The sequence below is a fragment of the Pseudonocardia lacus genome (assembly GCF_018531445.1).
In the GTDB taxonomy this organism is placed as follows: Bacteria; Actinomycetota; Actinomycetes; order Mycobacteriales; family Pseudonocardiaceae; genus Pseudonocardia; species Pseudonocardia lacus.
Genome location: NZ_JAHDTH010000045.1, coordinates 1 through 21,941 on the forward strand (window position 1 = coordinate 1; position 21,941 = coordinate 21,941).

Annotated in this window: 22 protein-coding genes; 12 read left to right on the forward strand and 10 right to left on the reverse strand. The window is 74.3% G+C overall.

Annotation, left to right across the window (positions count from 1 at the left end; translation table 11 throughout):
• The 3 genes from KIK08_RS41685 to KIK08_RS12410 all read left to right on the forward strand — a co-directional run.
• Positions 1-1,372, forward strand: a 1,372-nt coding sequence (locus tag KIK08_RS41685; protein WP_308257604.1) for an ABC transporter ATP-binding protein, incomplete at its 5' end; no start/stop codon positions are given.
• Positions 1,373-1,379: 7 nt separating this feature from the next.
• Positions 1,380-3,905: an ABC transporter permease gene (locus KIK08_RS41690; protein WP_214403234.1), complete on the forward strand. Its 2,526-nt coding sequence runs from the start codon at positions 1,380-1,382 to the stop codon at positions 3,903-3,905.
• A gap of 441 nt (positions 3,906-4,346) precedes the next feature.
• On the forward strand, positions 4,347-4,586 hold the full coding sequence (locus KIK08_RS12410) for a hypothetical protein (protein WP_214403235.1): 240 nt from the start codon (positions 4,347-4,349) through the stop codon (positions 4,584-4,586).
• A 44-nt stretch (positions 4,587-4,630) separates the two neighbouring features.
• Here the strand turns inward: KIK08_RS12410 and shbA are convergent, their stop codons facing one another.
• Positions 4,631-5,239 carry an RNA polymerase sigma factor ShbA gene (gene shbA / locus KIK08_RS12415; RefSeq protein ID WP_308257605.1) on the reverse strand — a complete coding sequence of 203 codons (609 nt, stop codon included), beginning with the start codon at positions 5,237-5,239 and terminating at the stop codon, positions 4,631-4,633.
• A gap of 261 nt (positions 5,240-5,500) precedes the next feature.
• Between shbA and KIK08_RS12420 the strand changes: the two genes are divergently transcribed.
• A complete protein-coding gene (locus KIK08_RS12420) occupies positions 5,501-7,237 on the forward strand; it encodes an nSTAND1 domain-containing NTPase (protein WP_214403236.1) in 1,737 nt (578 codons plus the stop codon).
• A 9-nt stretch (positions 7,238-7,246) separates the two neighbouring features.
• Here the strand turns inward: KIK08_RS12420 and KIK08_RS12425 are convergent, their stop codons facing one another.
• Positions 7,247-7,690 carry a PGPGW domain-containing protein gene (locus tag KIK08_RS12425; protein WP_214403237.1) on the reverse strand — a complete coding sequence of 148 codons (444 nt, stop codon included), beginning with the start codon at positions 7,688-7,690 and terminating at the stop codon, positions 7,247-7,249.
• 79 nt (positions 7,691-7,769) lie between these two features.
• Between KIK08_RS12425 and KIK08_RS12430 the strand changes: the two genes are divergently transcribed.
• Positions 7,770-9,134 carry a cystathionine beta-synthase gene (locus tag KIK08_RS12430; protein ID WP_214403238.1) on the forward strand — a complete coding sequence of 455 codons (1,365 nt, stop codon included), beginning with the start codon at positions 7,770-7,772 and terminating at the stop codon, positions 9,132-9,134.
• Positions 9,135-9,391: 257 nt separating this feature from the next.
• Positions 9,392-10,546, forward strand: a complete 1,155-nt coding sequence (locus KIK08_RS12435) for a cystathionine gamma-synthase (protein ID WP_214403239.1) — start codon at positions 9,392-9,394, stop codon at positions 10,544-10,546.
• Between the two features lie 21 nt (positions 10,547-10,567).
• Here KIK08_RS12435 and KIK08_RS12440 read toward each other — a convergent pair whose 3' ends face one another.
• Positions 10,568-10,795, reverse strand: coding sequence for a hypothetical protein (locus tag KIK08_RS12440; protein WP_214403240.1), 228 nt, complete (start codon positions 10,793-10,795; stop codon positions 10,568-10,570).
• Positions 10,796-10,887: 92 nt separating this feature from the next.
• Here KIK08_RS12440 and ilvA point away from each other — a divergent pair, with 92 nt between their 5' ends.
• The gene (gene ilvA, locus KIK08_RS12445; RefSeq protein WP_250556876.1) at positions 10,888-12,135 is read left to right on the forward strand and encodes a threonine ammonia-lyase; all 1,248 of its coding nucleotides are present in this window, start codon (positions 10,888-10,890) and stop codon (positions 12,133-12,135) included.
• A gap of 61 nt (positions 12,136-12,196) precedes the next feature.
• Here the strand turns inward: ilvA and greA are convergent, their stop codons facing one another.
• Positions 12,197-12,691, reverse strand: a complete 495-nt coding sequence (greA, locus tag KIK08_RS12450) for a transcription elongation factor GreA (protein ID WP_214403241.1) — start codon at positions 12,689-12,691, stop codon at positions 12,197-12,199.
• Between the two features lie 570 nt (positions 12,692-13,261).
• Here greA and mca point away from each other — a divergent pair.
• The 4 genes from mca (at position 13,262) to abmR (ending at position 17,274) form a co-directional block, all read left to right on the forward strand.
• Positions 13,262-14,185 carry a mycothiol conjugate amidase Mca gene (mca, locus tag KIK08_RS12455; protein WP_214403242.1) on the forward strand — a complete coding sequence of 308 codons (924 nt, stop codon included), beginning with the start codon at positions 13,262-13,264 and terminating at the stop codon, positions 14,183-14,185.
• A gap of 20 nt (positions 14,186-14,205) precedes the next feature.
• Positions 14,206-14,520 (forward strand): hypothetical protein, encoded by a 315-nt coding sequence (locus KIK08_RS12460; RefSeq protein ID WP_214403243.1) that lies wholly within the window; start codon positions 14,206-14,208, stop codon positions 14,518-14,520.
• 38 nt (positions 14,521-14,558) lie between these two features.
• Entirely contained in the window at positions 14,559-16,559 is a 2,001-nt protein-coding gene (locus KIK08_RS12465) for a thioredoxin domain-containing protein (protein ID WP_214403244.1), read from the forward strand.
• Between the two features lie 103 nt (positions 16,560-16,662).
• Complete coding sequence (gene abmR / locus KIK08_RS12470; RefSeq protein WP_214403270.1) at positions 16,663-17,274, forward strand: ATP-binding transcription factor AbmR; 612 nt, start codon at positions 16,663-16,665, stop codon at positions 17,272-17,274.
• A 7-nt stretch (positions 17,275-17,281) separates the two neighbouring features.
• On the opposite strand, the gene trhA is transcribed toward abmR, so the two are convergent.
• Complete coding sequence (gene trhA / locus KIK08_RS12475) at positions 17,282-17,905, reverse strand: PAQR family membrane homeostasis protein TrhA (RefSeq protein ID WP_214403271.1); 624 nt, start codon at positions 17,903-17,905, stop codon at positions 17,282-17,284.
• A 166-nt stretch (positions 17,906-18,071) separates the two neighbouring features.
• Between trhA and KIK08_RS12480 the strand changes: the two genes are divergently transcribed.
• Positions 18,072-18,842 (forward strand): isoprenyl transferase, encoded by a 771-nt coding sequence (locus KIK08_RS12480; RefSeq protein ID WP_408004669.1) that lies wholly within the window; start codon positions 18,072-18,074, stop codon positions 18,840-18,842.
• 80 nt (positions 18,843-18,922) lie between these two features.
• On the opposite strand, the gene KIK08_RS12485 is transcribed toward KIK08_RS12480, so the two are convergent.
• The 5 genes from KIK08_RS12485 to KIK08_RS12505 all read right to left on the reverse strand — a co-directional run bounded on the left by KIK08_RS12485 (position 18,923) and on the right by KIK08_RS12505 (position 21,736).
• Positions 18,923-19,273: a hypothetical protein gene (locus tag KIK08_RS12485; protein ID WP_214403246.1), complete on the reverse strand. Its 351-nt coding sequence runs from the start codon at positions 19,271-19,273 to the stop codon at positions 18,923-18,925.
• Positions 19,274-19,398: 125 nt separating this feature from the next.
• Positions 19,399-19,809: a hypothetical protein gene (locus KIK08_RS12490; protein ID WP_214403275.1), complete on the reverse strand. Its 411-nt coding sequence runs from the start codon at positions 19,807-19,809 to the stop codon at positions 19,399-19,401.
• A 250-nt stretch (positions 19,810-20,059) separates the two neighbouring features.
• Entirely contained in the window at positions 20,060-20,446 is a 387-nt protein-coding gene (locus KIK08_RS12495; RefSeq protein ID WP_214403247.1) for a hypothetical protein, read from the reverse strand.
• Positions 20,447-20,709: 263 nt separating this feature from the next.
• Positions 20,710-21,093, reverse strand: coding sequence for a hypothetical protein (locus KIK08_RS12500; RefSeq protein WP_214403248.1), 384 nt, complete (start codon positions 21,091-21,093; stop codon positions 20,710-20,712).
• 259 nt (positions 21,094-21,352) lie between these two features.
• Entirely contained in the window at positions 21,353-21,736 is a 384-nt protein-coding gene (locus tag KIK08_RS12505; RefSeq protein ID WP_214403249.1) for a hypothetical protein, read from the reverse strand.
• Positions 21,737-21,941: the final 205 nt, after the last annotated feature.

Here is a 21,941-nt window from a genome sequence, read left to right on the forward strand (position 1 = left end):
CCCCACGCCGATCGGCGGCGGCGATCCGCGCGCCAACCGCTACGCCCCCGGGGCGGCGCCCGCCGCGATGACCGGCTCGTACGACCCGGCCGCGGGCACCGCGCGCTACCCGCGTCCCGAGGGTGTGCCCGAGCAGGGCGGCCGCACCGGCGCCTTCCGCGCGGACGCCCCGCAGACCCCGCCCGGGTTCGGGCGCACCGACCACCCGTCGGGCGCGGCCTACCGCCAGGACGTCACCACGCCCTACCAGCCGGACGCGCGCCGCGGCCCGGCAGGCGCTCCGGCCCCCGCCCGTCCCGACCAGGACGCCACCCGCATCGACGCGGTCGTCGGCACCGACTCCGGCCCGCACCTGCAGGTCTCCGAGCTCGTCCCGGTGCAGCGCGCGCCGGAGCACTGGCCCGGCACCGGCCGGCCGATGGCCGGCCAGGAGGCGCAGTGGTCGCCCGCCCCGGAGGGCGCGGGCGGCGAGGCCGGCGGCGAGCTGGTGCCCTGGCGCGACGGCGACGCCGGGGTCCGCACCATCGACCTGGTCAAGGACTACGGCAGCGGTCCCGGCGCCGTGCGGGCGCTGGCCGGGCTCACGGTGTCCGCCGAGCGCAACCGGTTCACCGCCATCATGGGCCCGTCGGGCTCGGGCAAGTCGACGCTGCTGCACTGCATGGCCGGGCTGGACGCCCCGACCAGCGGCCGGGTGCTGCTCGGCCCGACCGACCTCACCCAGCTGCCGGAGAAGAAGCTCACCAAGCTGCGCCGCGAGCGGGTCGGGTTCGTCTTCCAGTCCTACGCCCTGCTGCCCCAGCTCAGCGTGAAGCAGAACATCACGCTGCCGCTGGAGGTCGCCGGCCGCAAGATCGACGGCGCCTGGCTGAAGACGATCGTCGAGGCGCTCGACCTGGGCAAGGTGCTCAAGCAGCGCCCGACCCGGCTCTCCGGGGGCCAGCAGCAGCGGGTGGCGATGGCCAGGGCGCTGCTGCCCCGGCCCGACGTCGTCTTCGCCGACGAGCCCACCGGCGCCCTGGACGCCTCCACCGCGCGCGAGATGCTGCAGTTCCTGCGGACGTCGGTGCACCAGTTGGGGCAGACCATCGTGATGGTCACCCACGACCCGCTGGCCGCCGAGCACACCGACCACGTGCTGCTGCTGCACCAGGGCGCGCTGGCCGCGCAGATCGCCAACCCGACGGCCCCGGTCGTGCTGGAGGCGCTGACGGTGCTCGACCGGATGCCGGCCGACGGCTGGGTGACCGGCGGCTACCGCGCCGCGGCCACCGGTGGCGGCTACCCGGGCGGCACCGGGGTCTACCCGGCCGCGCCGGCCGCCGCGCCCCGGCTGGCGCTGCCGGCCGGTCCCTCCGCAAGACCCGCGTAGGCCACCGGTGCGCGCCGCCGTCCTGCGCGCCGTGCTCACCGAGAGCTGGCGCCGCCCCGGGCGCCAGCTCCTCATCGGGCTGGTGGTCGTGGTGGCGACGGCGTTCGCGGCGGCGTCCCTGCTGCTCACCGACAGCGCGCGCAGCGCGATCGTGCGCGAGCTGGCCGGCACGCCGGAGGCGGCGGCGCTCGTGGTGACCCCACCGGCGACGGCGGGTGCGCCGTCGGTGGCGCAGGCGCCCGTCATCGGGGAGGAACCGCCGCCGGGGGTGCCGGCGGCGGTCGCACAGCGGGTCACGCGCACGCCCGGGGTGGCGGCGGTGGCCGGGTTCGGGGCGGGCGGGGTGCTGCTGTCGGCCCCGGGCGCCCCGGGCGACGGCGAGCCGTGGACGGCCATGTCGGTGGTCGACGGCCCGCTGTCGCGGTTCCCGGTGGTCGCCGGGCGGCTCCCGACGGAGTCGGACGAGGCCGCGGTCAGCGAGGAGACCGCCCGCAGGCGCAACCTGCAGCCCGGCGCCGAGGTGACGCTGGCCGGCGCCGACGGGCGGCCCATCGCGTTCACCGTCACCGGGGTGGCCACCGTGCGCCTGCAGGCGGTCAACACGGTGCTGCTGCGCCCGGACATGCTCACCCGGATGACGGGGGCCGACCCGACCCAGCTCGACGTGCTGCTCGCGCCCGGCGTCACGCCGGCCCAGGTGGGCCCGCAGCTCGCCGCGGCGGTCGGTGGCGCCGCCGTCGTGACCGACGCCGTCTCGGTGCGGGCGGCCGAGCTGAGCAGCGCGTTCGGGTCGCTGGAGGGCATCTTCGCCGCGCTCGCGGTGTTCGGCGGCACGGCGGTGCTGGCCGCCGCGCTCACCACGTCCTGCGTGTACGCGACCGTGGCCCAGAGCAGGCGGCGCACGGTGCTGCTGCTGCGCAGGGTCGGCGCGGGCCGCGGCCAGCTGCTGCGGGCCCTGCTGGTCGACGCGGCCAGCACCGGGTTGCTGGCCGGGCTGCTCGGGATCGGTCTGTCGCAGCTGCTCGTGGACGGCGTGCGGCTGGCGATCCGCCGGCTGATGGGGCAGGACCTGCCGGCGCCCGCGGTGCCGACGGGGCTGCTCGTCGGCTGCGTGGTCGGCGCCGTCGTCGTCACGGTGGTCGCGGCCGTCGGGACGGCGGTGCGGGTCAGCGGTGAGCACCCGGCGGCCCCCGACGAGGGCAGCGAGCCGGTGCACAGCCCGCTGGTGACCGCCGCGCGGCTGGTGGTGGCCGGGGTGCTGGGCACCGCGGCGGCCGCCGCGGTCGTGCTCGCCGCGGGGACGGCCGACCCGACCATCGCCCTCGTCCTGGTCTCCGGGGCCGGGATCGCCGCGTTCGGCGCGGTCGTGGCCGCCGGGCCCGTGCTGCTGCCCGTGGTTGCCTGGTCGCTGGGCACGCTGCTGTCGCCGGTCATCGGCGCGGCGGGCCGGCTCGCCGTGCGCTCCACGCGCAACGCGCCGAACCGCGCCAGCACCACCGCGGCCGCGCTCGTGCTGGCCAGCCTGCTGCTGGCGGTCGTGCTGGTCGGGCTGGAGTCGATGAGCTCCTCGGTGCAGGACCGCATCGAGTCCAAGTTCCCGGCCGACGTGACGGCCGTCGCGGCCGGCCAGCAGGCGCTGCCCGCCGACCTGCCGCAGCGCATCGCGGCGCTGCCGGAGACCGGGCAGGTGGCCGTCGTGCAGAGCGCCACGATGCGCTCGGGCGAGGCCAGCATGGACGTCACCGCCGTCGACACGGCGGCGTTCCCCGCGCTGTGCGACGGAGCCACGGACGCCGGCTCGCTGGCCGACCTGGTGCCCGGCACGATCGCGCTGGACCGGGCGCAGGCGGCGGTGTGGGGCGTGGGCCTGGGCGATCCGCTCACCTTCGACGTGCCGGGTCAGCCGGTCGAGCTGCGGGTCGTCGCGGTGTACCGCTCCAGCGGGGTGCTGGGCCCGGTCACGGTGCACCCGACCGACCTGCCGCGCATCGTGCCCGACCCCCCGACCGACCGGCAGTTGCTGGTCGACCCGGTGCTGGGGGCCGACCCGGAGGCGCTGCGCCTGGCGGTGTCCACGGCCGTCGCCGCCGACCAGGGGGTGCTCGTCCAGGTCCCCGCCGACCTGCGCACCGAGCTGTCCTCCACGATGGACCTGACCCGGGGCGTGGCGTACGGGCTGATCGCGGCGACGGTGCTGGTGGCGGTGTGCGGGGTGGCCGTGGCGCTCGCCCTGGCCGTGCGGGAGCGGCACCGCGAGTCGACGACGCTGCGCGCGCTGGGCCTCACCCCGGCCCAGGCGGTGGCCTCGATCGGCGTGGAGAGCACCCTGCTCGGGCTGGCCGGGGTGGTCATCGGCACCGGCCTGGGCATGCTCTTCGGGGTGCTGGCGGTGGCGGTGCTGCAGGAGCGCGCGGTGGTGCCGGTGGGCACGCTGCTGCTCTCGGCGGTGGCGCTGGTGGCGGTGGCGGCGCTGGCCGGCACCCTGCCCGCACTGGCCGCCGCCCGCCGTCCGCCGATCCCGGTGACCGACTGACGCAGCCGGACACGGCGATTTTCTAGCCCGTTCGCCGTATGTCGTACAGCCATTCAGTGGCTCGTACATCGGATTGTCGAGCGGGTCGCGAACCGGGGCGGTCGAGCATTTCCGCGCATCACGGCTGTGCGGATCGCCGTTCGCCACGCTCGGTCACCGCACGCGGTCGTGTCGTTCAGTACGAAGCGGGCCGAAGGGGAGGATCCGCACGTAGCGGCCGGGGCGCGCACCGACCGCCGTCGACGGTGAATGCGCCCGGGGCCAGGACGGGAAATCAGCGCGCAGTACCGGACGAGTGGTGTTCGGGCGCCCGACTTGCCTGTCCGCGGCAATTCCTGGTGGACTTCATTCCGATCGGCTGTTCGGCTGATTGGTAACGTCCGTCCGGCGGTTCGCCCCCCGGCCCGCCGGACGGACCCCACCCGATTGCGGGAGGCTGCGGTGGACGCGCTGACGCAGGTCGCCGAGCAGGGTGCCGTCCCCGTCACGCACTACCTCGCAGGCGACCGGAACGCCGAGCTGGCCGAGACGGGTCGGGCGCAGGCGGTCTGCGGGCGGATCTTCCTGCCCGCGGCGCTCGCCGCCCCGCTCGGACGTCCCTGCCCGCTCTGCGAGGCCGTGGTCGCGCTGGCCCTCGCCCAGGATCCGGCCGCCTCCGCGGCGGCCGCACGGCGTGCCTGAGGGCCGGCGCGGGGCCGTCCGGTCAGGACGGTCCGCGGGGCGGCTCAGCCCACCGGGCGGTCGGCGATCAGCTTGCGCAGCTTGGCCATCGCCCGGTGCTGCATCACCCGGACCGCGCCGGCGCTGGACCCCATGATCTTGGCCGTCTCCTCGGCCGAGTAGTGCAGCGCCACCCGCAGGACCAGCACCTCCCGGTAGTTCTCCGGGATCTCCCCGAGCAGCGTGCGCAGCTCGTCGACCTGGCTGCCCAGCACCGCGCTCAGCTCGGGGCCGGGACCGGCGTCCGGCTCGTCGGGCATCCCGTCGGTGGGGTCGGAGCGGTCGCGCCCGGCCACCCGGAACGCGTCCACGACCTTGTTGCTGGCGATGCCGAAGACGAACGCCATCACCGGCTTCTCGCCGCTGCGGTAGCGCGGCAGCGCGCCGCACAGCGCCAGCAGGACGTCCTGCGCGACGTCCTCCGCGGTCTGCAGCCCGACCGCCCGGCTGCCCATGCGGGCCCGGCAGTATCCCAGCACCGGCTGGCGGACCAGCTCCAGCAGCCGGCCCACCGAACGGCGGTCTCCCGTCGCGGCCGCCGCGGCCAGCCGGTCCAGCTCGGCCTCCCGGCGCGCGACTTCCCCTCCTGGATCGTCCTGTCTCCCGGCTCGCACCGGCACGCCCCTCCCGCGCGTGGTGGACCCCGCCCCGACGAGCCGCGGCGGGCGGAGCCGCGCCACCGCCCGATGTGCCCTTCGGGCCGGTGACGTGCTCCTCGCCGGCGAACAGTAGCCCGTCGCGGAGGGCGCCTGCGCCTCGAAGGAGCGCCTCCGGCACCATCCGTACGAATTCGTACAGGCGCCGAGTGGTAACGCTGGGTGATATGTGGAACGACTTCAGCCACGCCCGCACACCGTCGTCGCACAAGGAGCCCGATGGCACAGGACCCTCCTACCGGGGCGGACGCCGCCGACCCCGATCCGCGCGACGTCCGCGACCGCGCGGACCTCGCCGCCGCACTGCTGTCGCTCAAGGCGCGGTCGAACCTGAGCTACAGACGACTCGAACGTGTGACGGCCGAGGCACCCGGAGCCCGCTTCGGGCTGCCGTTCACGACGATCCGGGACTACGTCCAGGGCCGCTCGCTGCCGACCCCCGACCGCCTCGACCAGATCGTCTGGGCGTGCAAGGTGACCGACGCCGAGCAGCGCGCGGAGTGGGTGCGCGCGCTGCGCCGGGTCGTCGACTCCGGTGCGCAGACCCACACCGCCGACCCGTACCGCGGGCTCGCGGCCTACGTGGAGGACGACGCCGAGCGCTTCCACGGCCGCGCCGGGCTGGTCGCCGGGCTGGTCGAGCGATTATCGGAGGCCGGAGCGGCCGGCGGCGGCCTGGTCGTGGTCGTCGGCGCGTCCGGGGCCGGCACCACCTCGGTGCTGCGCGCGGGGTTGATGGCCGCGCTGCGCCGCGAGGCGCCGAACCGGCCGGTCCGCTACGGCACGCCCGGGACCGACCCGGCCGGCCAACTGGCCGAGCTGCTCGGCGCCGACCGGCCCCGACCCGGCGCGCCCGCTCCCGTCGTCGTCCTCGACCAGCTCGAACAGCTCTTCGCGGCGTCGGCCCCGGCGCGCGCGGCGTTCCTGACGATGCTCGAGGAGGCGACGACCGGCCCGCAGGGCTCCGTCGTCGTGGTCGGCATGCGCATCGACCGGGTCGAGCGGGCCCGCCGCGAACCGGTGCTGGCGGCCGCGCTCGACGCCGGCCCGGTGACCGTCGGCCCGATGGCCCCCGACGACCTGCGGCAGGCGATCGTCGGACCGGCCACCGGGGCGGGCCGGGCCGTCGGCGACGGGCTCGTCGAGCTGCTGCTGCACGAGCTGCGCGACGGCTCGGCCGGGGGAGCGCACTCCCCGGGGGCGCTGCCGCTGCTGTCGCTGGCCCTGTCGGCGACCTGGGCGAGCGCGGCGGGCGCCGAGCTGACCGTGGCCGACTACCGGGCCGGGGGCGGGCTCGACGGGGCCGCGACCAGGATCGCCGAGGCCGTCCACGCCGGGCTCTCCGTGGAGGACCAGCGGCTCCTGCGCACGGTGCTGCTGCGCCTGGTCCGCGTCGCCGACGACGCCGAGCCCGCCCGCAGGCGGGCGCCGATCGCCGAGCTCGCCGAGCTGGCCGACGCGGCCCCGGTCGTCGACCGGCTGGTGGCCGCCCGCGTGCTCACCCTCGGCGAGGGCACCGTCGAGATCACCCACGACGTGCTGCTGCACTGCTGGCCGCGGCTGGTCGGCTGGCTCGCCGAGGACCGCTCCGGGCACGCGGTGCGCGGGGCGCTGGCCGAGGCCGCGCGCCGCTGGCAGGACGGCGGCACCGACCCCGGACTGCTGCTGCGCGGCACCCCGCTGGCCGACGCCGTCGACTGGGCCGCCGGGACGGCGGGCGACGAGCTGGCCCCCAGCGAGCTGCGCTTCCTGCGCGCCAGCCTGGAGCACGACGCCACCGACCACGCCGCGCAGAGCGGCAGGGTGCGCAGGCTGCGGGTCGCCGTCGCGGTGCTCGCGGTGGTGGCGACGGCGCTCGTCGGCGTCGCCGTGCTGGCGTTCAGCGGGCCGGAACCGATCACCGAGTGCCCGGCGCCGTCGCCGGCCGCGTACGCGGTCGACGCGGTGCCGGGGTGAGCGCCGCGGCTACGCCGGGCGCGAGCGGTCGCCCGACTGCTCGCGCCTGCGGGTCGCGACCCGGCGGTAGCTGTAGACGAGCAGGCCCAGCAGGATCAGCCCGGACAGGATCAGGCTCGACCCGGTGGGCCAGCCGCCCAGCGGCACCCGCGGCCCCAGCAGCCCCCACGCCACGCCCGCGCCGACCAGCACCAGCCCGGCCAGCACCGAGCCCGCGATCCGCAGCGGCGAGGAGACGCTCTGCTCCGCCGCCAGCATCGCCCGGTCCTGCACCGGGTCGACGTACCTCTCGACCGAGGGGAACTGGTTGGACAGCACCAGCAGCCCGGACAGCACGAGCAGCAGGCCGGGACCGGGCAGCACCAGCAGCGCCAGCCCGACCACCAGCAGCACGCCGCCGGCGATCAGCGCGAGGACCCGCTTCGCCGGGTTGGTCCTTCGTCGATCCGCCATCGGAGTGTTCCCCTGTCCTGTCGGGCGGCCAACGTACGACACCCGCTCGTCGTTCCGCGGCGAGTGCGACCATGTCGGCATGCGCTACGTGGAGCACATCTCCGACCTGGTCGGCAACACGCCGTTGGTGCGGTTGGGTCCGGTCGCGGACGGCATCCGGGCCACTGTGCTCGCCAAGGTCGAGTACATGAACCCGGGCGGCAGTGTGAAGGACCGCATCGCCAAGCGCATGGTCGAGGCGGCCGAGGCGTCCGGCGAGCTGCGCCCCGGCGGCACGATCGTGGAACCCACGTCCGGCAACACCGGCGTCGGCCTCGCGATGATCGCCCAGCGCAAGGGCTACAAGTGCGTGTTCGTCTGCCCGGACAAGGTCAGCGAGGACAAGCGCAACGTGCTGCGCGCCTACGGCGCCGAGGTCGTCGTCTGCCCGACCGCGGTCGACCCCGACCACCCCGACTCCTACTACAAGGTCTCCGACCGCCTCGTCTCCGAGATCGACGGCGCCTGGAAGCCCAACCAGTACGCCAACCAGAACAACCCCCGCTCGCACTACGAGGGCACCGGCCCGGAGATCTGGGAGCAGACCGACGGGAAGATCACCCACTTCGTGGCCGGCATCGGCACCGGCGGCACCATCAGCGGCACCGGGCGCTACCTGAAGGAGGTGTCCGGGGGCCGGGTGCAGGTCGTCGGCGCCGACCCGGAGGGCTCGGTGTACTCCGGCGGCACCGGCCGCCCGTACCTGGTCGAGGGCGTCGGCGAGGACTTCTGGCCGACCACCTACGACAAGGACGTCTGCGACCGGATCATCGCCGTCTCCGACGGCGACTCCTTCGCGATGACCCGCCGCCTCGCCAACGAGGAGGCACTGCTGGTCGGCGGCTCGTGCGGCATGGCGACGGCCGCGGCCCTGCGGCTGGCCGCCGAGCTGCCCGAGGACGCGGTCGTCGTCGTCCTGCTGCCCGACGGCGGCCGCGGCTACCTCGGCAAGGTCTTCGACGACCGGTGGATGGCCGGCTACGGCTTCCTCCCGCCCGCCCAGGGCTCCACCGTCGGCGACGTGCTGCGCCGCAAGGACGGCACCATCCCCGACCTCGTGCACGCCCACCCCAACGAGACCGTCGCCGACGCCGTGCACTACCTGCGCGAGTTCCACGTCTCCCAGATGCCGGTCGTGCGCGCCGAACCCCCGGTGATGGCGGCCGAGGTGGCCGGCGCGGTCATCGAGCGCGACCTCCTCGACGCCCTGTTCACCGGCCGCGCCCAGCTGTCGGACCGCCTCGACAAGCACATGTCCGAACCGCTGCCCACGATCGGCGCGGGCGAGCCCCTCGACACCGCCATGAGCGCCTTCGCCGACGCCGACGCCGCCCTGGTCCTCGTCGACGGCAAGCCCGCAGGGGTCGTCACGCGCTCCGACGTCCTCGCCTTCCTCGGCAGCTGACCGCGCACACCCCGCCGTGGCGCCCCCTCGGCGGACGAGAGCGGCTCTCGTCCAATCTGGTTGGACGAGAGCCGCTCTCGTTCGGCCGGGTGGGCTCGCGGCGCGGGGTGCGAGGGGGAGGGAGCGGTGCAGCCGGGGGGCGACAGTGGATCTGAAGGGCAGGTCACGCGGCCGTGCGGAATCCGCCGGGCGGCTGTGGCGCTGTACCCGGTATGCCGGCCCGAAGCGACTCCGACGATGCCCGTAGCGTGACCGCCATGCGCGGCTTCTCGACCAACGCCATCCACGCTGGCCAGGATCCCGATCCCCGCACCGGTGCGGTCATCCCGCCGCTGCACCTGTCCTCCACGTTCGCGCAGGACGGCGTGGGGGGTGTGCGCGAGGGGGGTTACGAGTACGCCCGCAGCGCCAACCCCACGCGCACCGCGCTGCAGGAGGCGCTCGCCGCGCTGGAGGGCGGGCGGCACGGGCTGGTGTTCGGGTCCGGGATGGGGGCCGCCGACGTGCTGCTGCGCACCGCGCTGCGGCCCGGCGACCACATGATCCTCCCGCACGACGCGTACGGCGGCACGTTCCGGCTGGTCGACAAGGTGCTGGCGCACTGGGGCGTCGAGTACAGCACCGTCGACCTTGCCGACGTGGTCGCGCTGCGCGCCGCGCTGCGCCCGACCACGCGGCTGGTGTGGAGCGAGACGCCGACCAACCCCCTGCTCGGCATCGCCGACATCGCGATGGCGGCCGAGGAGGCGCACTCCGCGGGGGCGCGGCTGGTGGTGGACAACACGTTCGCCTCGCCGTACCTGCAGACGCCGCTGGCGCTGGGCGCCGACGTCGTCCTGCACTCGACGACCAAGTACATCGGCGGGCACTCCGACGTCGTCGGCGGCGCGCTGGTGACCGACGACGACGCGCTGGCCGAGCAGCTGGCGTTCCTGCAGAACGCGGCCGGGCAGGTGCCGGGCCCCTTCGACAACTGGCTCACGCTGCGCGGACTCAAGACGCTCGCGGTGCGGATGGAGCGCCACAGCGACAACGCCGAGCGGATCGTCGAGCTGCTGGCCGGGCACCCGGCGGTGAGCGACGTGCTCTACCCGGGACTCCCCGAGCACCCCGGCCACGAGATCGCCGAGAAGCAGATGCGCCGCTTCGGTGGGATGGTGTCGTTCCGGCTGGCCGGCGGGCGCGAGGCCGCGCTGCGAGTGTGCGCGGCGACCGAGCTGTTCACGCTGGCCGAGTCGCTGGGCGGGGTCGAGTCGCTGATCGAGCACCCGGGCGCCATGACCCACATGTCGGTGGCCGGCTCCGCGCTGGAGGTCCCGGACGACCTGGTGCGGCTGTCGGTCGGGATCGAGGACGTCTCCGACCTGGTCGACGACCTGCGTGCGGCCCTCGAGGTGGCCGGGGCGGCCTGAGCGGGCAGTGACCCTGGGGGCTCAGCCCTTGGCGGGCGCGTCGGCGGCGTCGGCGGGCCGGGCGGGGGGAGCGGGGTCGGGGACGACGAGGTCGCCGGGGGCGACGCAGCCGCCGATCAGCACGTAGCTCTCGCCCTGCAGCTCGTACCGGCCGGGGTCGTCGCAGCCAGCGCCCTTCGCGGTGACGAACGCCACGGCCGTGAGCGCGGCGGCCACCAGGAGCGGTGCGATGGCCCGCAGCCGTGTCATGCGTCCTTCCCGGGCCGGCCCCCGCGGCCGGCTCCCGCCCCGAGGCTACCGGGGTCGTCAGATCGGCGTGTGGCCGGTGCGAGGATGCCGCCATGGTCGAGCAGCTGGACGTGCGCGCCGTGCCCCCGGTGGGGATCGACGCGATCCGGGCCGCGCGGGACGTGCTGGAGGGGGTCGCGCGCCTCACCCCGGTGGTCGAGTCCCGGGTGCTGACCGAGCTGTGCTCGACGCCGGTGCTGCTCAAGTGCGAGAACCTGCAGCGCACCGGGTCGTTCAAGGTCCGGGGCGGCTACAACCGGATCAGCCGCCTCGACGCCGACGAGCGGGCCCGCGGCGTCGTCGCGGCCAGCGCCGGCAACCACGCCCAGGGCGTGGCGCTCTCCGCCCAGCTGCTGGGCATCCACGCCACCGTCTTCATGCCCGGGCGGGCCGCGCTCCCCAAGGTCGGCGCCACCCGCGGCTACGGGGCCGAGGTGCACCTGGTCGGGGAGACGATCGAGGGCAGCATCGCCGCGGCCGTCGAGCATGCGGAGCGCACCGGTGCGGTGTTCGTGCACCCCTTCGACCACGCCGACGTCATCGCCGGCCAGGGCACCGTGGGCCTGGAGGTCCTGGAGCAGGTGCCCGACGTCGCGACGGTGCTGGTGTGCACGGGCGGCGGCGGGCTGCTGGGCGGGATCGCCGCCGCGGTGAAGGCCGTCCGGCCGGACGTGCGGGTGGTGGGGGTGCAGGCCGCCGGCGCCGCCGCGTGGCCGGCTTCGCTGGAGGCGGGGGAGCCGCGCGCGCTCGCCCACATGCGCACGATCGCCGACGGCATCGCGGTGGGGCGCCCGGGCGACGTCACGTTCGCGCAGGTCTCCGCACTTGTCGACGACATCGTCACGGTCGACGACGACGCGCTGTCGCGGGCGCTGCTGCTGTGCCTGGAGCGGCAGAAGATGCTGGTCGAGCCGGCCGGCGCGGCGGCGGTGGCGGCCCTGATGGAGCAGCCGCACCGCTTCGCCGGGCCGGTCGTCGCGGTGCTGTCCGGCGGCAACATCGACCCGCTGGTGCTGCTGCACGTGATCCAGAACGGCATGGCCGCCGCGTCGCGCTACCTGTCGCTGCGGCTGCGGGTGGCCGACCTGCCGGGCGCGCTGGCCCAGCTGCTGGCGCTGGTCGGTTCGCTGGGCGCGAACGTCGTCGACGTGGCGCACTCCCGGATCACCGAGGCGCTGCCGCTCGGGCAGGTCGAGGTGGCGCTGGCGGTGGAGACGCGGGGCCGGGAGCACAGCGCGGAGATCATCGCCGCGCTGCGCGACGCGGGCCACGCCGTCCTCGACGGCACCGCGGCGAGCTGAGCCGGAAGCAGCAGAGCCACGGCCCCGGGCGGGGACGTGGCTCTGCCGCGACGACCGGTGGTCAGCCCACGAACGGCTTGGCCGAGACCAGCGTGACCTTCATCTGGCCGCCGTTGGGCAGCGGGTACTCGCGGGTGTCGCCGATGTGCGCGCCCAGCAGGGCGGCGCCCAGCGGCGAATTCGGCGAGACGACCTCCAGATCGGCGCGGCTGCCCTCCTCGCGGGAGCCCAGCAGCACGGTCTCGGTGTCGTCGTCGCCGTCGTAGCGCAGCTCGAGGACCATGCCGGGCTGGGCGACGTCGGAGCTGGTGGGCGCGGTGCCGACCTGGGCGGTGCGCAGCAGCTCCTGCAGCTGGCGGATGCGGGCCTCCTGCTGGCCCTGCTCCTCGCGGGCGGCGTGGTAGCCGCCGTTCTCCTTGAGGTCGCCCTCCTCGCGGCGGGCGTTGATCTCGGCAGCGATGACGGGGCGGTTGGCGATCAGCTCGTCCAGCTCCCCCTTGAGCCGGCCGTAGGCCTCCTGGGTCAGCCAGGTCACCTGCGTCTCCGTCACTGTCATCACTCCTCCAGCCTGTCCGGGTCCTTGCGGCCGCGGACTGCTCGCCCGCGATGGGGTGCCGCCCGTCCGGACACCCCACACCCGACGGCGGCATAGCCCCGAGTAAGGAAAAACACGACCCGCCTGCGGGCCGTGTGCATCTCACGGTAACACGGGGACTGCCGCTCGTCGCAGCCTTTCGACGAACGGTTCGGGCTCCGAGCAAGTTCCCGATCTTGGTGAATGTGCTGGTCAGTGGCGTGCGGATGCTCGGAGCGGTGCGCCGGCACGTCCGTTCGTGCGGCGTACCGACTGCACACCGTAGCGGCGGACGGCACGTCTGGGCCACCTGTGGAGCGAACTCGGGCGGCCGCTGCGCCACTCGATCGAGTGACGCGATCGCGTTGCGGTACGTGACCACCAGGTTGCGGGTGGTACGAGCGGGTGGTGCGGGCGGAGGGCGTTCACGTCGTTCCGGGCACGGTCGGGAAGCAGCCCGGCGGCCGCGGCGTTGGAGTCGTCGAGCAGAGTGTCGGACCGGCCGGGCACCATCGGGCCCGACGGCGAACCGGAAGGACAGCGACGCACCCCATGGCTGAGCCCAGCGCACCCAGAGACCCGAACGGCGGCCCGTTCCGGCTGATGGCCGTGCACGCCCACCCCGACGACGAGTCGAGCAAGGGCGCCGCGACCATGGCCCGCTACGTCGCCGAGGGCCACGACGTCATGGTCGTGACGTGCACCGGCGGTGAGGCCGGCAGCATCCTCAACCCGGCCATGGACCGCCCGGACGTCCTGGAGAACATGGCCGAGATCCGCCGCGAGGAGATGGCGCGGGCCGCCGCGATACTCGGCGTGCAGCACCGCTGGCTCGGCTTCGTCGACTCCGGCCTGCCCGAGGGCGACCCCAAGCCCCCACTGCCGGAGGGCTGTTTCGCGCTGGTCCCCCTCGAGGAGGCCACCGAGCCGCTGGTCAGGGCGATCCGGGAGTTCCGCCCGCACGTCGTGATCACCTACGACGAGAACGGCGGCTACCCCCACCCCGACCACATCAAGACCCACGAGATCTCGATGGCGGCGTTCGACGCCGCCGGCGACCCCGACCGCTACCCGGGCACCGGCGACCCGTGGCAGCCGCTGAAGCTGTACTACTCGCACGGCTTCTCCCGGGCGCGCATCGTGGCGATCCACGAGGCGCTGCTGGCCCGGGACCTGGAGTCGCCCTACGGGGAGATGCTGGAGCAGTGGCCTGCCGACCGGGGCGACCCCGGCCAGCGCGTCACCACCCGCGTCGAGTGCGCCGAGTACTTCCCGGTCCGCGACGAGGCGCTCAAGGCGCACGCCACCCAGATCGACCCGACGAGCCGGTGGTTCCTGCTGCCGCCGGGGATGCTGGGCGAGATCTGGCCCACCGAGGACTACGAGCTCGTCCGCTCGCTCGCCGACACCTCCACCCCGGAGGACGACCTGTTCGCGGGCCTGGACGCGCAGGTGGCGGTGCGCCCGGCGAGCTGACCGGTGGGTACCGTTGAGGTGTGAGTACGGCATCGATCGTCCCTGGTGGCGGCCCGGTCGCCGGTGCGGTGGCCGTGGTCGCCGTCCCGGCGCAGGACCCTGCGCCGCCGGGGCAGGGCCCGGAGTTCGGCAAGGCCTCGCCGGTCGCGCTGGTGGTGATCCTGCTGCTGGCGCTGGCGACGGTGTTCCTGATCCGGTCGATGACCAAGCGCATCCGCAGGCTGCCGGCCAGCTTCGACGACCCGGCGGCCACGGGGGACGCCGACGGCGACGCGGCGCCGTCGTCCGCGGAGTCCGACGTCGCCGAGCCCCGGGGCGGCGACCGCCCGAGCTGACCGGAGCGGGGTCCGTCCCACCCTGACACGCTGGGCCCATGCCCAACCGGCTCGCCGACGCGACCAGCCCCTACCTGCTCCAGCACGCCGACAACCCCATCGACTGGTGGGAGTGGTCCGACGAGGCGTTCGCCGAGGCCGCGGAGCGCGACGTCCCGGTGCTGCTGTCGGTCGGCTACGCCGCCTGCCACTGGTGCCACGTCATGGCGCACGAGTCGTTCGCGGACCCGGCGACCGCGGCCCAGGTCAACGCCGACTACGTGGCCATCAAGGTCGACCGCGAGGAACGGCCCGACATCGACGCCGTCTACATGGCGGCGACCCAGGCGATGACCGGGCAGGGCGGCTGGCCGATGACCTGCTTCCTCACCCCGGCAGGCGAGCCGTTCCACTGCGGCACGTACTACCCGCGCGAGCCCCGCCAGGGCATGCCCGGGTTCCGCCAGCTGCTCGACGCCGTCACGAAGGCCTGGCGCGAGGACGGTGCGCGGGTGCGCAGCTCGGCGGGCCAGATCGCGTCCCGGCTGGCCGACGGGGCGGCCGCGCTGCTGCCGCCGGCCGGCGTCGACGCCGACGCGCTCGACAGCGCCGCGGTCGTCACCATCGAGGCGTTCGACGAGCGCTTCGGGGGCTTCGGCGCGGCGCCGAAGTTCCCGCCGTCGATGGCGCTGGAGTTCCTGCTGCGCCACCACGAGCGCACCGGGTCGGCCGAGTCGCTGCGGGTGGTGGCGACCACCGCCGACCGGATGGCCCGCGGCGGCATCCACGACCAGCTCGCCGGCGGGTTCGCCCGCTACAGCGTCGACGCGCGGTGGGTGGTGCCGCACTTCGAGAAGATGCTCTACGACAACGCCCTGCTGCTGCGGGTCTACGGGCACCTGGCCCGCCTGTCCGACGATCCGCTGCCGCGCCGCGTCGCCGAGGAGACGGCCGCCTTCCTGGTGCGCGACCTGGGCACCGCCGAGGGCGGGTTCGCCTCGGCGCTGGACGCCGACACCGACGGCGTGGAGGGCCTCACCTACGCCTGGACGCCAGACCAGCTGCGCGAGGTCCTCGGCGCCGACGACGCCGCCTGGGCGGCGGACCTGCTGCTCGTGACGCCGGAGGGCACCTTCGAGCACGGCGCGTCGACGTTGCAGCTCCCGCGCGACCCGGACGACCCGCGGCGCTGGGCCGAGGTGCGCGCGAGGTTGTACGCCGCCAGGGCGGAGCGCCCCCAGCCGGCGCGCGACGACAAGGTGGTCACCGCCTGGAACGGGCTGGCGATCACCGCGCTGGCCGAGGCGGGTGCCGCGCTCGACCACCCGGAGTGGGTCGGAGCCGCCGCGCGGGCCGCCGACCTGCTGCTCGACCTGCACGTCGTGGACGGGCGGTTGCGCCGGTCGTCGCGCGCCGGGCGGGTCGGCGCCGCGGCCGGGGTGCTGGAGGACCACGCCTGCCTGGCCGACGGGCTGCTGGCGCTGCACCAGGCCACCGGGGAGCGCCGCTGGCTCGACGTCGCGACCCGGCTGCTCGACCTCGCCCTGGAGCACTTCGCCGACCCGGCCCACGAGGGCCACTTCTTCGACACCGCCGACGACGCCGAGGCGCTGCTGCACCGCCCGCGCGAACTCACCGACAACGCGACGCCGTGCGGCAGCTCAGCGCTGGCCTCGGCGCTGCTGACGGCCTCGGTGCTGGGCGTCGACCCGGCCCGCTACCGCACGGCCGCCGAGGCCGCCCTGCGCGCCGCCGGCACGCTGGCCGTGCGGCACCCGCGCTTCGCCGGGCATTGGCTGACCGCGGCCGAGGCGATGGAGCGCGGTCCGCTGCAGGTGGCGGTGGTGGGCGGGACCGAGCTGCTCGGGCACGCCCGGCGCATCGCCCCGGGCGGCACGGTGGTCGTCGGCGGGGAGCCGGACGCGCCGGGGGTGCCGCTGCTGGCCGGGCGCCCGCTGGTCGACGGCGGGCCGGCCGCGTACGTGTGCCGCGGCTTCGTCTGCGACCGCCCGGTCACCACGGCCGCCGAGCTGACCGCGGCGCTCCTGCTGCAGCCCTGAGGGCGCGGCGGTTCGCCGGGGGAGAACGTCACGCCGCTCACACGATTGCGGTGTAATCTCGTAATCGTAAAGCGACACGGAGGTGGCGATGATGTCGGGACGGATGCACCGCGGGTGGCACGGAGCCGGGCGCGGCGGACGCGGACCGGGCCGGGGCGGCTGGCAGCAGGCCGACCTGCCCGGCGCCGACGACGCGTCGGCCTGGTTGCAGGGCAGGCTGCCCGACGACTGGTTCACCGGGGCGCCCGAGGTGACGATCGACCGCGAGGAGATCGTCATCGTGGGGGAGCTGCCCCCGGTCGAGGGTGAGTTCGCCGACACCGAGTCCGGCCGGGCCGACCGGGCCGCCGCGGTGGCCGGGCGGATCTCCCGGTTCCGGGAGAGCACCCGCGAGGAGCGGATCGAGATCGCCCGCCAGGCCGAGCACCGCTACCAGCGCAAGGTCGCCTGGGGCGCGCGGATCGGCGACGCGGTCGAGCTGTTCACGGTGGCCTCGGTGCCGGTGATGACCCGGCTGCGCCAGCCGGAGCGGATCGTGCTGGACACCCTGGTCGACTCCGGCGTCGCCCGGTCGCGGTCGGACGCGCTGGCCTGGGCGGTGCGCCTGGTCGGCCAGCACGCCGACGAGTGGCTCGGGGAGCTGCGCGAGGCGATGGCCCGCGTGGACGAGCTGCGGACGAAGGGCCCGACGGCGGGCCCGTCGTCCGAGGGCTGAGCCCGGCTCAGAACAGCAGCAGCCAGATCGCGATGTGGTGGCAGATGGCCGCGACGACCGTGGCCGCGTGGAAGAACTCGTGGTACCCGAAGGTGCGGGGCCACGGGTTCGGCCAGTGGGTGGCGTAGAACACCCCACCCACGGTGTAGAGCAGGCCGCCGGTGAGCAGCAGCACCAGGGCCGCGACGCCGCCCACCGCGAGCATGTCCGGGATCACGAACACCGCGACCCAGCCCAGCGCGATGTAGATGGGCACGCCGACCCAGGCCGGGGCGTGCGGCCACAGCATCTTGAGCACGACCCCGGCCAGCGCGCCGGACCACACCACGATGAGCACCCACCGCGTGGTCGCCGACTCCATGGCCAGCGCGGCGACCGGCGTGTAGGTGCCGGCGATGAACAGGAAGATCATCGAGTGGTCGAGCCTGCGCATGATGATGCGGCCGCGGTCGGTCGCCCACGTGCGCCGGTGGTAGAGCGCGCTGGTGCCGAACAGGCCGAGCGTCGTCACGCTGTAGACCGACGCGGCGAGAGCGGCCATGCCGCCGACCAGCGCGGCGGACACGGCGATGAGGGTGGCGCAGGCGGCGATCGAGCCGGCGAACGACCAGAAGTGCAGCCAGCCGCGCATCCGCGGCTTGATGTGCGTCGGGCCGCTCGGGGGTGTCGCCACAGTCCCGGTAGACACGGGGAAGAGCGTACGGGACGAAGCCGTGGGGAGCGTGTCCGTCGGGTGAAGCCTGCCGGCGGGTGGGCGGGGCCGCACCGGGGCGCGCGTAGGCTGTCCGCCCGTGGGCGTGCGCGACCTGCTGTACTCGCTCTACGAGCGGCGGCTGAGCTGGAAGCTCGCCCGCACGCCGGTGGAGATGCGGCCGCGGCACGTGGCCCTCATGCTCGACGGCAACCGCCGCTGGGCCCGTGACGCCGGCTTCGTCGACGTCAACGACGGGCACCGGGTCGGCGCCGCCAAGATCGCGCACCTGCTCGACTGGTGCGAGGAGGCCGGTGTCGAGGTCGTCACGCTGTGGCTGCTGTCCACGGACAACCTGCTGCGCCCGTCGGCCGAGCTGGAGCCGCTGCTCAAGATCATCACCGATGTCGTCGACGAGCTGAGCGGCCCGGCGGCCCGCTGGCGGCTGCGCCTGGTCGGGGCGATGGAGCTGCTGCCGCCGCCGATGGCAGAGCGGCTCTCCGCCGCCGCGGCCCGCACCGTCGACCGCCCCGGGCTGGAGCTGAACATCGCCGTCGGCTACGGCGGGCGCCAGGAGATCGCCGACGCCGTGCGCAAGCTGCTGCTCCAGCACGCCGAGTCGGGCACGACGATCGAGGAGCTCGCCGAGGTGCTCGACGTCGACCACATCGCCGCGCACCTCTACACGTCCGGGCAGCCCGACCCCGACCTGGTGATCCGGACGTCGGGCGAGCAGCGGCTGTCGGGGTTCCTGATGTGGCAGTCGGCGCACTCGGAGTTCTGGTTCTGCGAGGCGTACTGGCCGGCGTTCCGCCGGGTCGACTTCCTGCGCGCGCTGCGCGACTACGCCGCCCGGCACCGCCGCTTCGGCTCCTGACGCCGCTCGCGCGCCGACCCCAGGACACGGCGGAGGGCCCGGACCGCGTCGGTCCGGGCCCTCCGTGGGTCAGCGCGGGATCAGCCGCTGAAGGACTCGTTGTACGAGTCCTCGACCTCGGTCCGCGTGAAGGACTCGTCGACGTTGCCCGACTCCGAGTCGAGCACGTCGGAGACGTTGACGTTGGTGCAGTTGGCCGCCTGGGTCTGCGTGGTGACCGGCGCCACGGCCCCGGTCACCAGCCCGGCCGCACCCAGCACGCTGCTGCCACCGGTCAGGTCCTGGGCGATCGCCGGGCCCTCCTGGGTGGCGGTGCAGTCGTTGGTGACGTTCCCGGTCTCGGTGTTGGTGACGTCGGCGAACGCGACCGCCGAGACGCCGAGCACGCCGGCGGCGACGACGGAGGCGATGATTCCGGCCTTCTTGAGCATTCTGCTGAACTCCTGTGGGAAGCCCCGGCCGAGCGGGGCGGGATGGGGAGCGTCGGCCGGGGCCGACGGGGTGGAGGAGCCGGACGGGTGCCCGGCCCCTCCACGGGGCCGTCAGACGACCGGGATCAGTCGTTGAACGGGAAGCCCGGGCCGAACGGGTCGTCGTCGTCGTCACCGGCGGCCGGGAGGTCGAAGGACTCGTTGAACGAGTCCTCGATCTCGGTCCGGGTGAAGGTCTCCGTGGTGTTGTTCGAGTCGGAGTCGAGCACGTCGGAAACGTTGACGTTGGTGCAGTTCGCCGCCTGGGTCTGCGTGGTGACGGGGGCGACGGCGCCGGTGACCAGGCCGGCCACCCCGAGCAGGCTCGAGCCGCCGGTCAGGTTCTGGGCGATCTCCGGCCCGGCCTGGCCGAACGCGCAGTCGTTGGAGACGTTGCCCGACTCGACGTTGGTGAAGTCGTCGGCGAACGCCAGCGGGCTCACTGCGAGCAGACCGGTCGCCGCGATCGCGACGACGATGCCAGCCTTCTTCAGCACAGTTTCTCCTGATGAGTTCACAGGCCCGGTCGTAGCCGGGCCCATTCCGAGTCGGCGCTGGTTCTGGGGAGCACCCGCCGACTGCGAGGAAACTATCCGCCCGGCCGGCCTCGGGCCAATTCCGTACCACTATCAGGTGGTCCGGAAAATCGGGCCGGGGTTACGTTATCCGATCGGGTGATCTCGGGTGTCGCCGGCGAAACGGGAAGGGCCCGGACCGAAGCGGTCCGGGCCCTTCCGCCGTTCGACGTCAGCCGCCGAGCGTGGTGTCCGAGTTGTAGGAGTCCTCGACCTCGGTCACGTCGAGGGTGCGGGTCTCGTTGCCCGAGCCGGAGTCCACCAGGTCGGTCAGGCTGACGTTGGTGCAGTTGAGCAGCTGCGTCTGGGTGTCGGCCGGGGTCACCGCACCGGTGACGGCGCCGGCGGCGGCGACCAGGCTGCTGCCGCCCACGAGGTTCTGGTCGACCTGCGAGCCGGCCTGGCCGAACTCGCAGTCGTTGCCCACGTTGCCGGACTCGACGTTGCTGTAGTTCACCTCGGAGGAGGACTCGTGGTGGTCCCCGGCGAAGGCGAAGGGGGTGATGGCGATGACGCCGGCGGCGACGACGCCGACGAGGATGCCAGCCTTCTTCAGCACAGATGTCTCCTGATGAATTGCGGGGATCGGCCGGAGCCGATTCCGTTCCGAGTCGACGTTCGATGTGGGGAGCACCCGCCGACTGCGCAGAAATCTATCGGCCCGGTCTGCGGAGTTCCAAATCCGGTACCACGATCGGGTGCCCGAGGATTCCGGTCCCGGGGTTACGCATTCGATCGGGTGATCGTCGTCGGGCCGCCGGGCGGGGACGACGGAGGGCCCGGACCGAAGCGGTCCGGGCCCTCGCGGGGACGTCGAGGTGATCAGCCGTCGATGTCGGTGTTGTAGGAGTCCTCGACCTCGGTGCGGGTCGCGGTGCGGGTCTCGTTGTTCGAGCCGCTGTCGATGACGTCGTCCAGGTTCACGTTGGTGCAGTTCGCGGCCTGGGTCTGGGTGTCGACGGGGGCGACCGCACCGGTCACCGCGCCGGCGACGCCGAGCAGGCTGTCACCACCGGTCAGGTCCTGGGCGACGAGCGCCCCGGCCTGGCCGAACTCGCAGTCGTTGGAGACGTTGCCCTCCTCGACGTTGCTGTAGGTGACCTCGGAGGACTCCTCGTGGTGCCCGTTGTCGGCGAACGCGAACGGGGTGATCGCGACGACGCCGGCGGCGGCGACGGCGACGAGGATGCCAGCCTTCTTCAGCACAGATGTCTCCTGGTGAATTGCGGGGACCGGGCGGAGCCGATCCCGTTCCGAGTCGGCGTTCGAAGCGGGGAGCACGCGCCGACTGCCGAGAAATTTATCGACCCGCCCGTTTTCGGTCCAATCGCAGGCCACCATCGGGTGAGCGGCGATCTCCGGCCCGGGGTTACGCATTCGATCGGGTGTATCCGTACCCGGCGATCCGTTGGGAACGACGGAGGGCCCGGACCGCAGCGGTCCGGGCCCTCCGGGGCGAGCTGGATCAGCCGTCCACGTCGGTGTTGTAGGAGTCCTCGACCTCGGTGCGGGTCGCGGTGCGGGTCTCGTTGTTCGAGTCCAGGTCGACGAGGTCGTCGAGGTTGACGTTGGTGCAGTTCGCGGCCTGCGTCTGGGTGGTCACCGGGGCGACCGCGCCGGTCACCAGGCCGGCCGCGCCGACCAGGCTGTCGCCGCCGGTCAGGTCCTGGGCGATGGCCGGGCCCGCCTGGCCGAACTCGCACTCGTTGCCGACGTTGCCGTCCTGCACGTTGCTGTAGGTGGTCTCGCCCGACTCGTGGTGGTGGTCGTTGTCGGCGAACGCGAACGGGGTGAGCGCGACGAGCCCGGCGGCCGCCGCGGCCACGATGATCCCGGCCTTCTTCATCATGGTGTTCTCCTTGGTTGGCCCGGCCGCGCCGGGACCTTTTCTTCGAAGTCGGCGGATAGTCCGGAGGGGAGCATCCGGAGGCCGACCACGAGCAATTTATCGGCGCATTTCGCGGTCGGTCCAACCCGGATCCGCTATCGGGTGACGCCGCGCTGCGGTTCGGGGTTACGATCTCGATCGGGTGGTTCGGCGGGCGGGCGGAAAA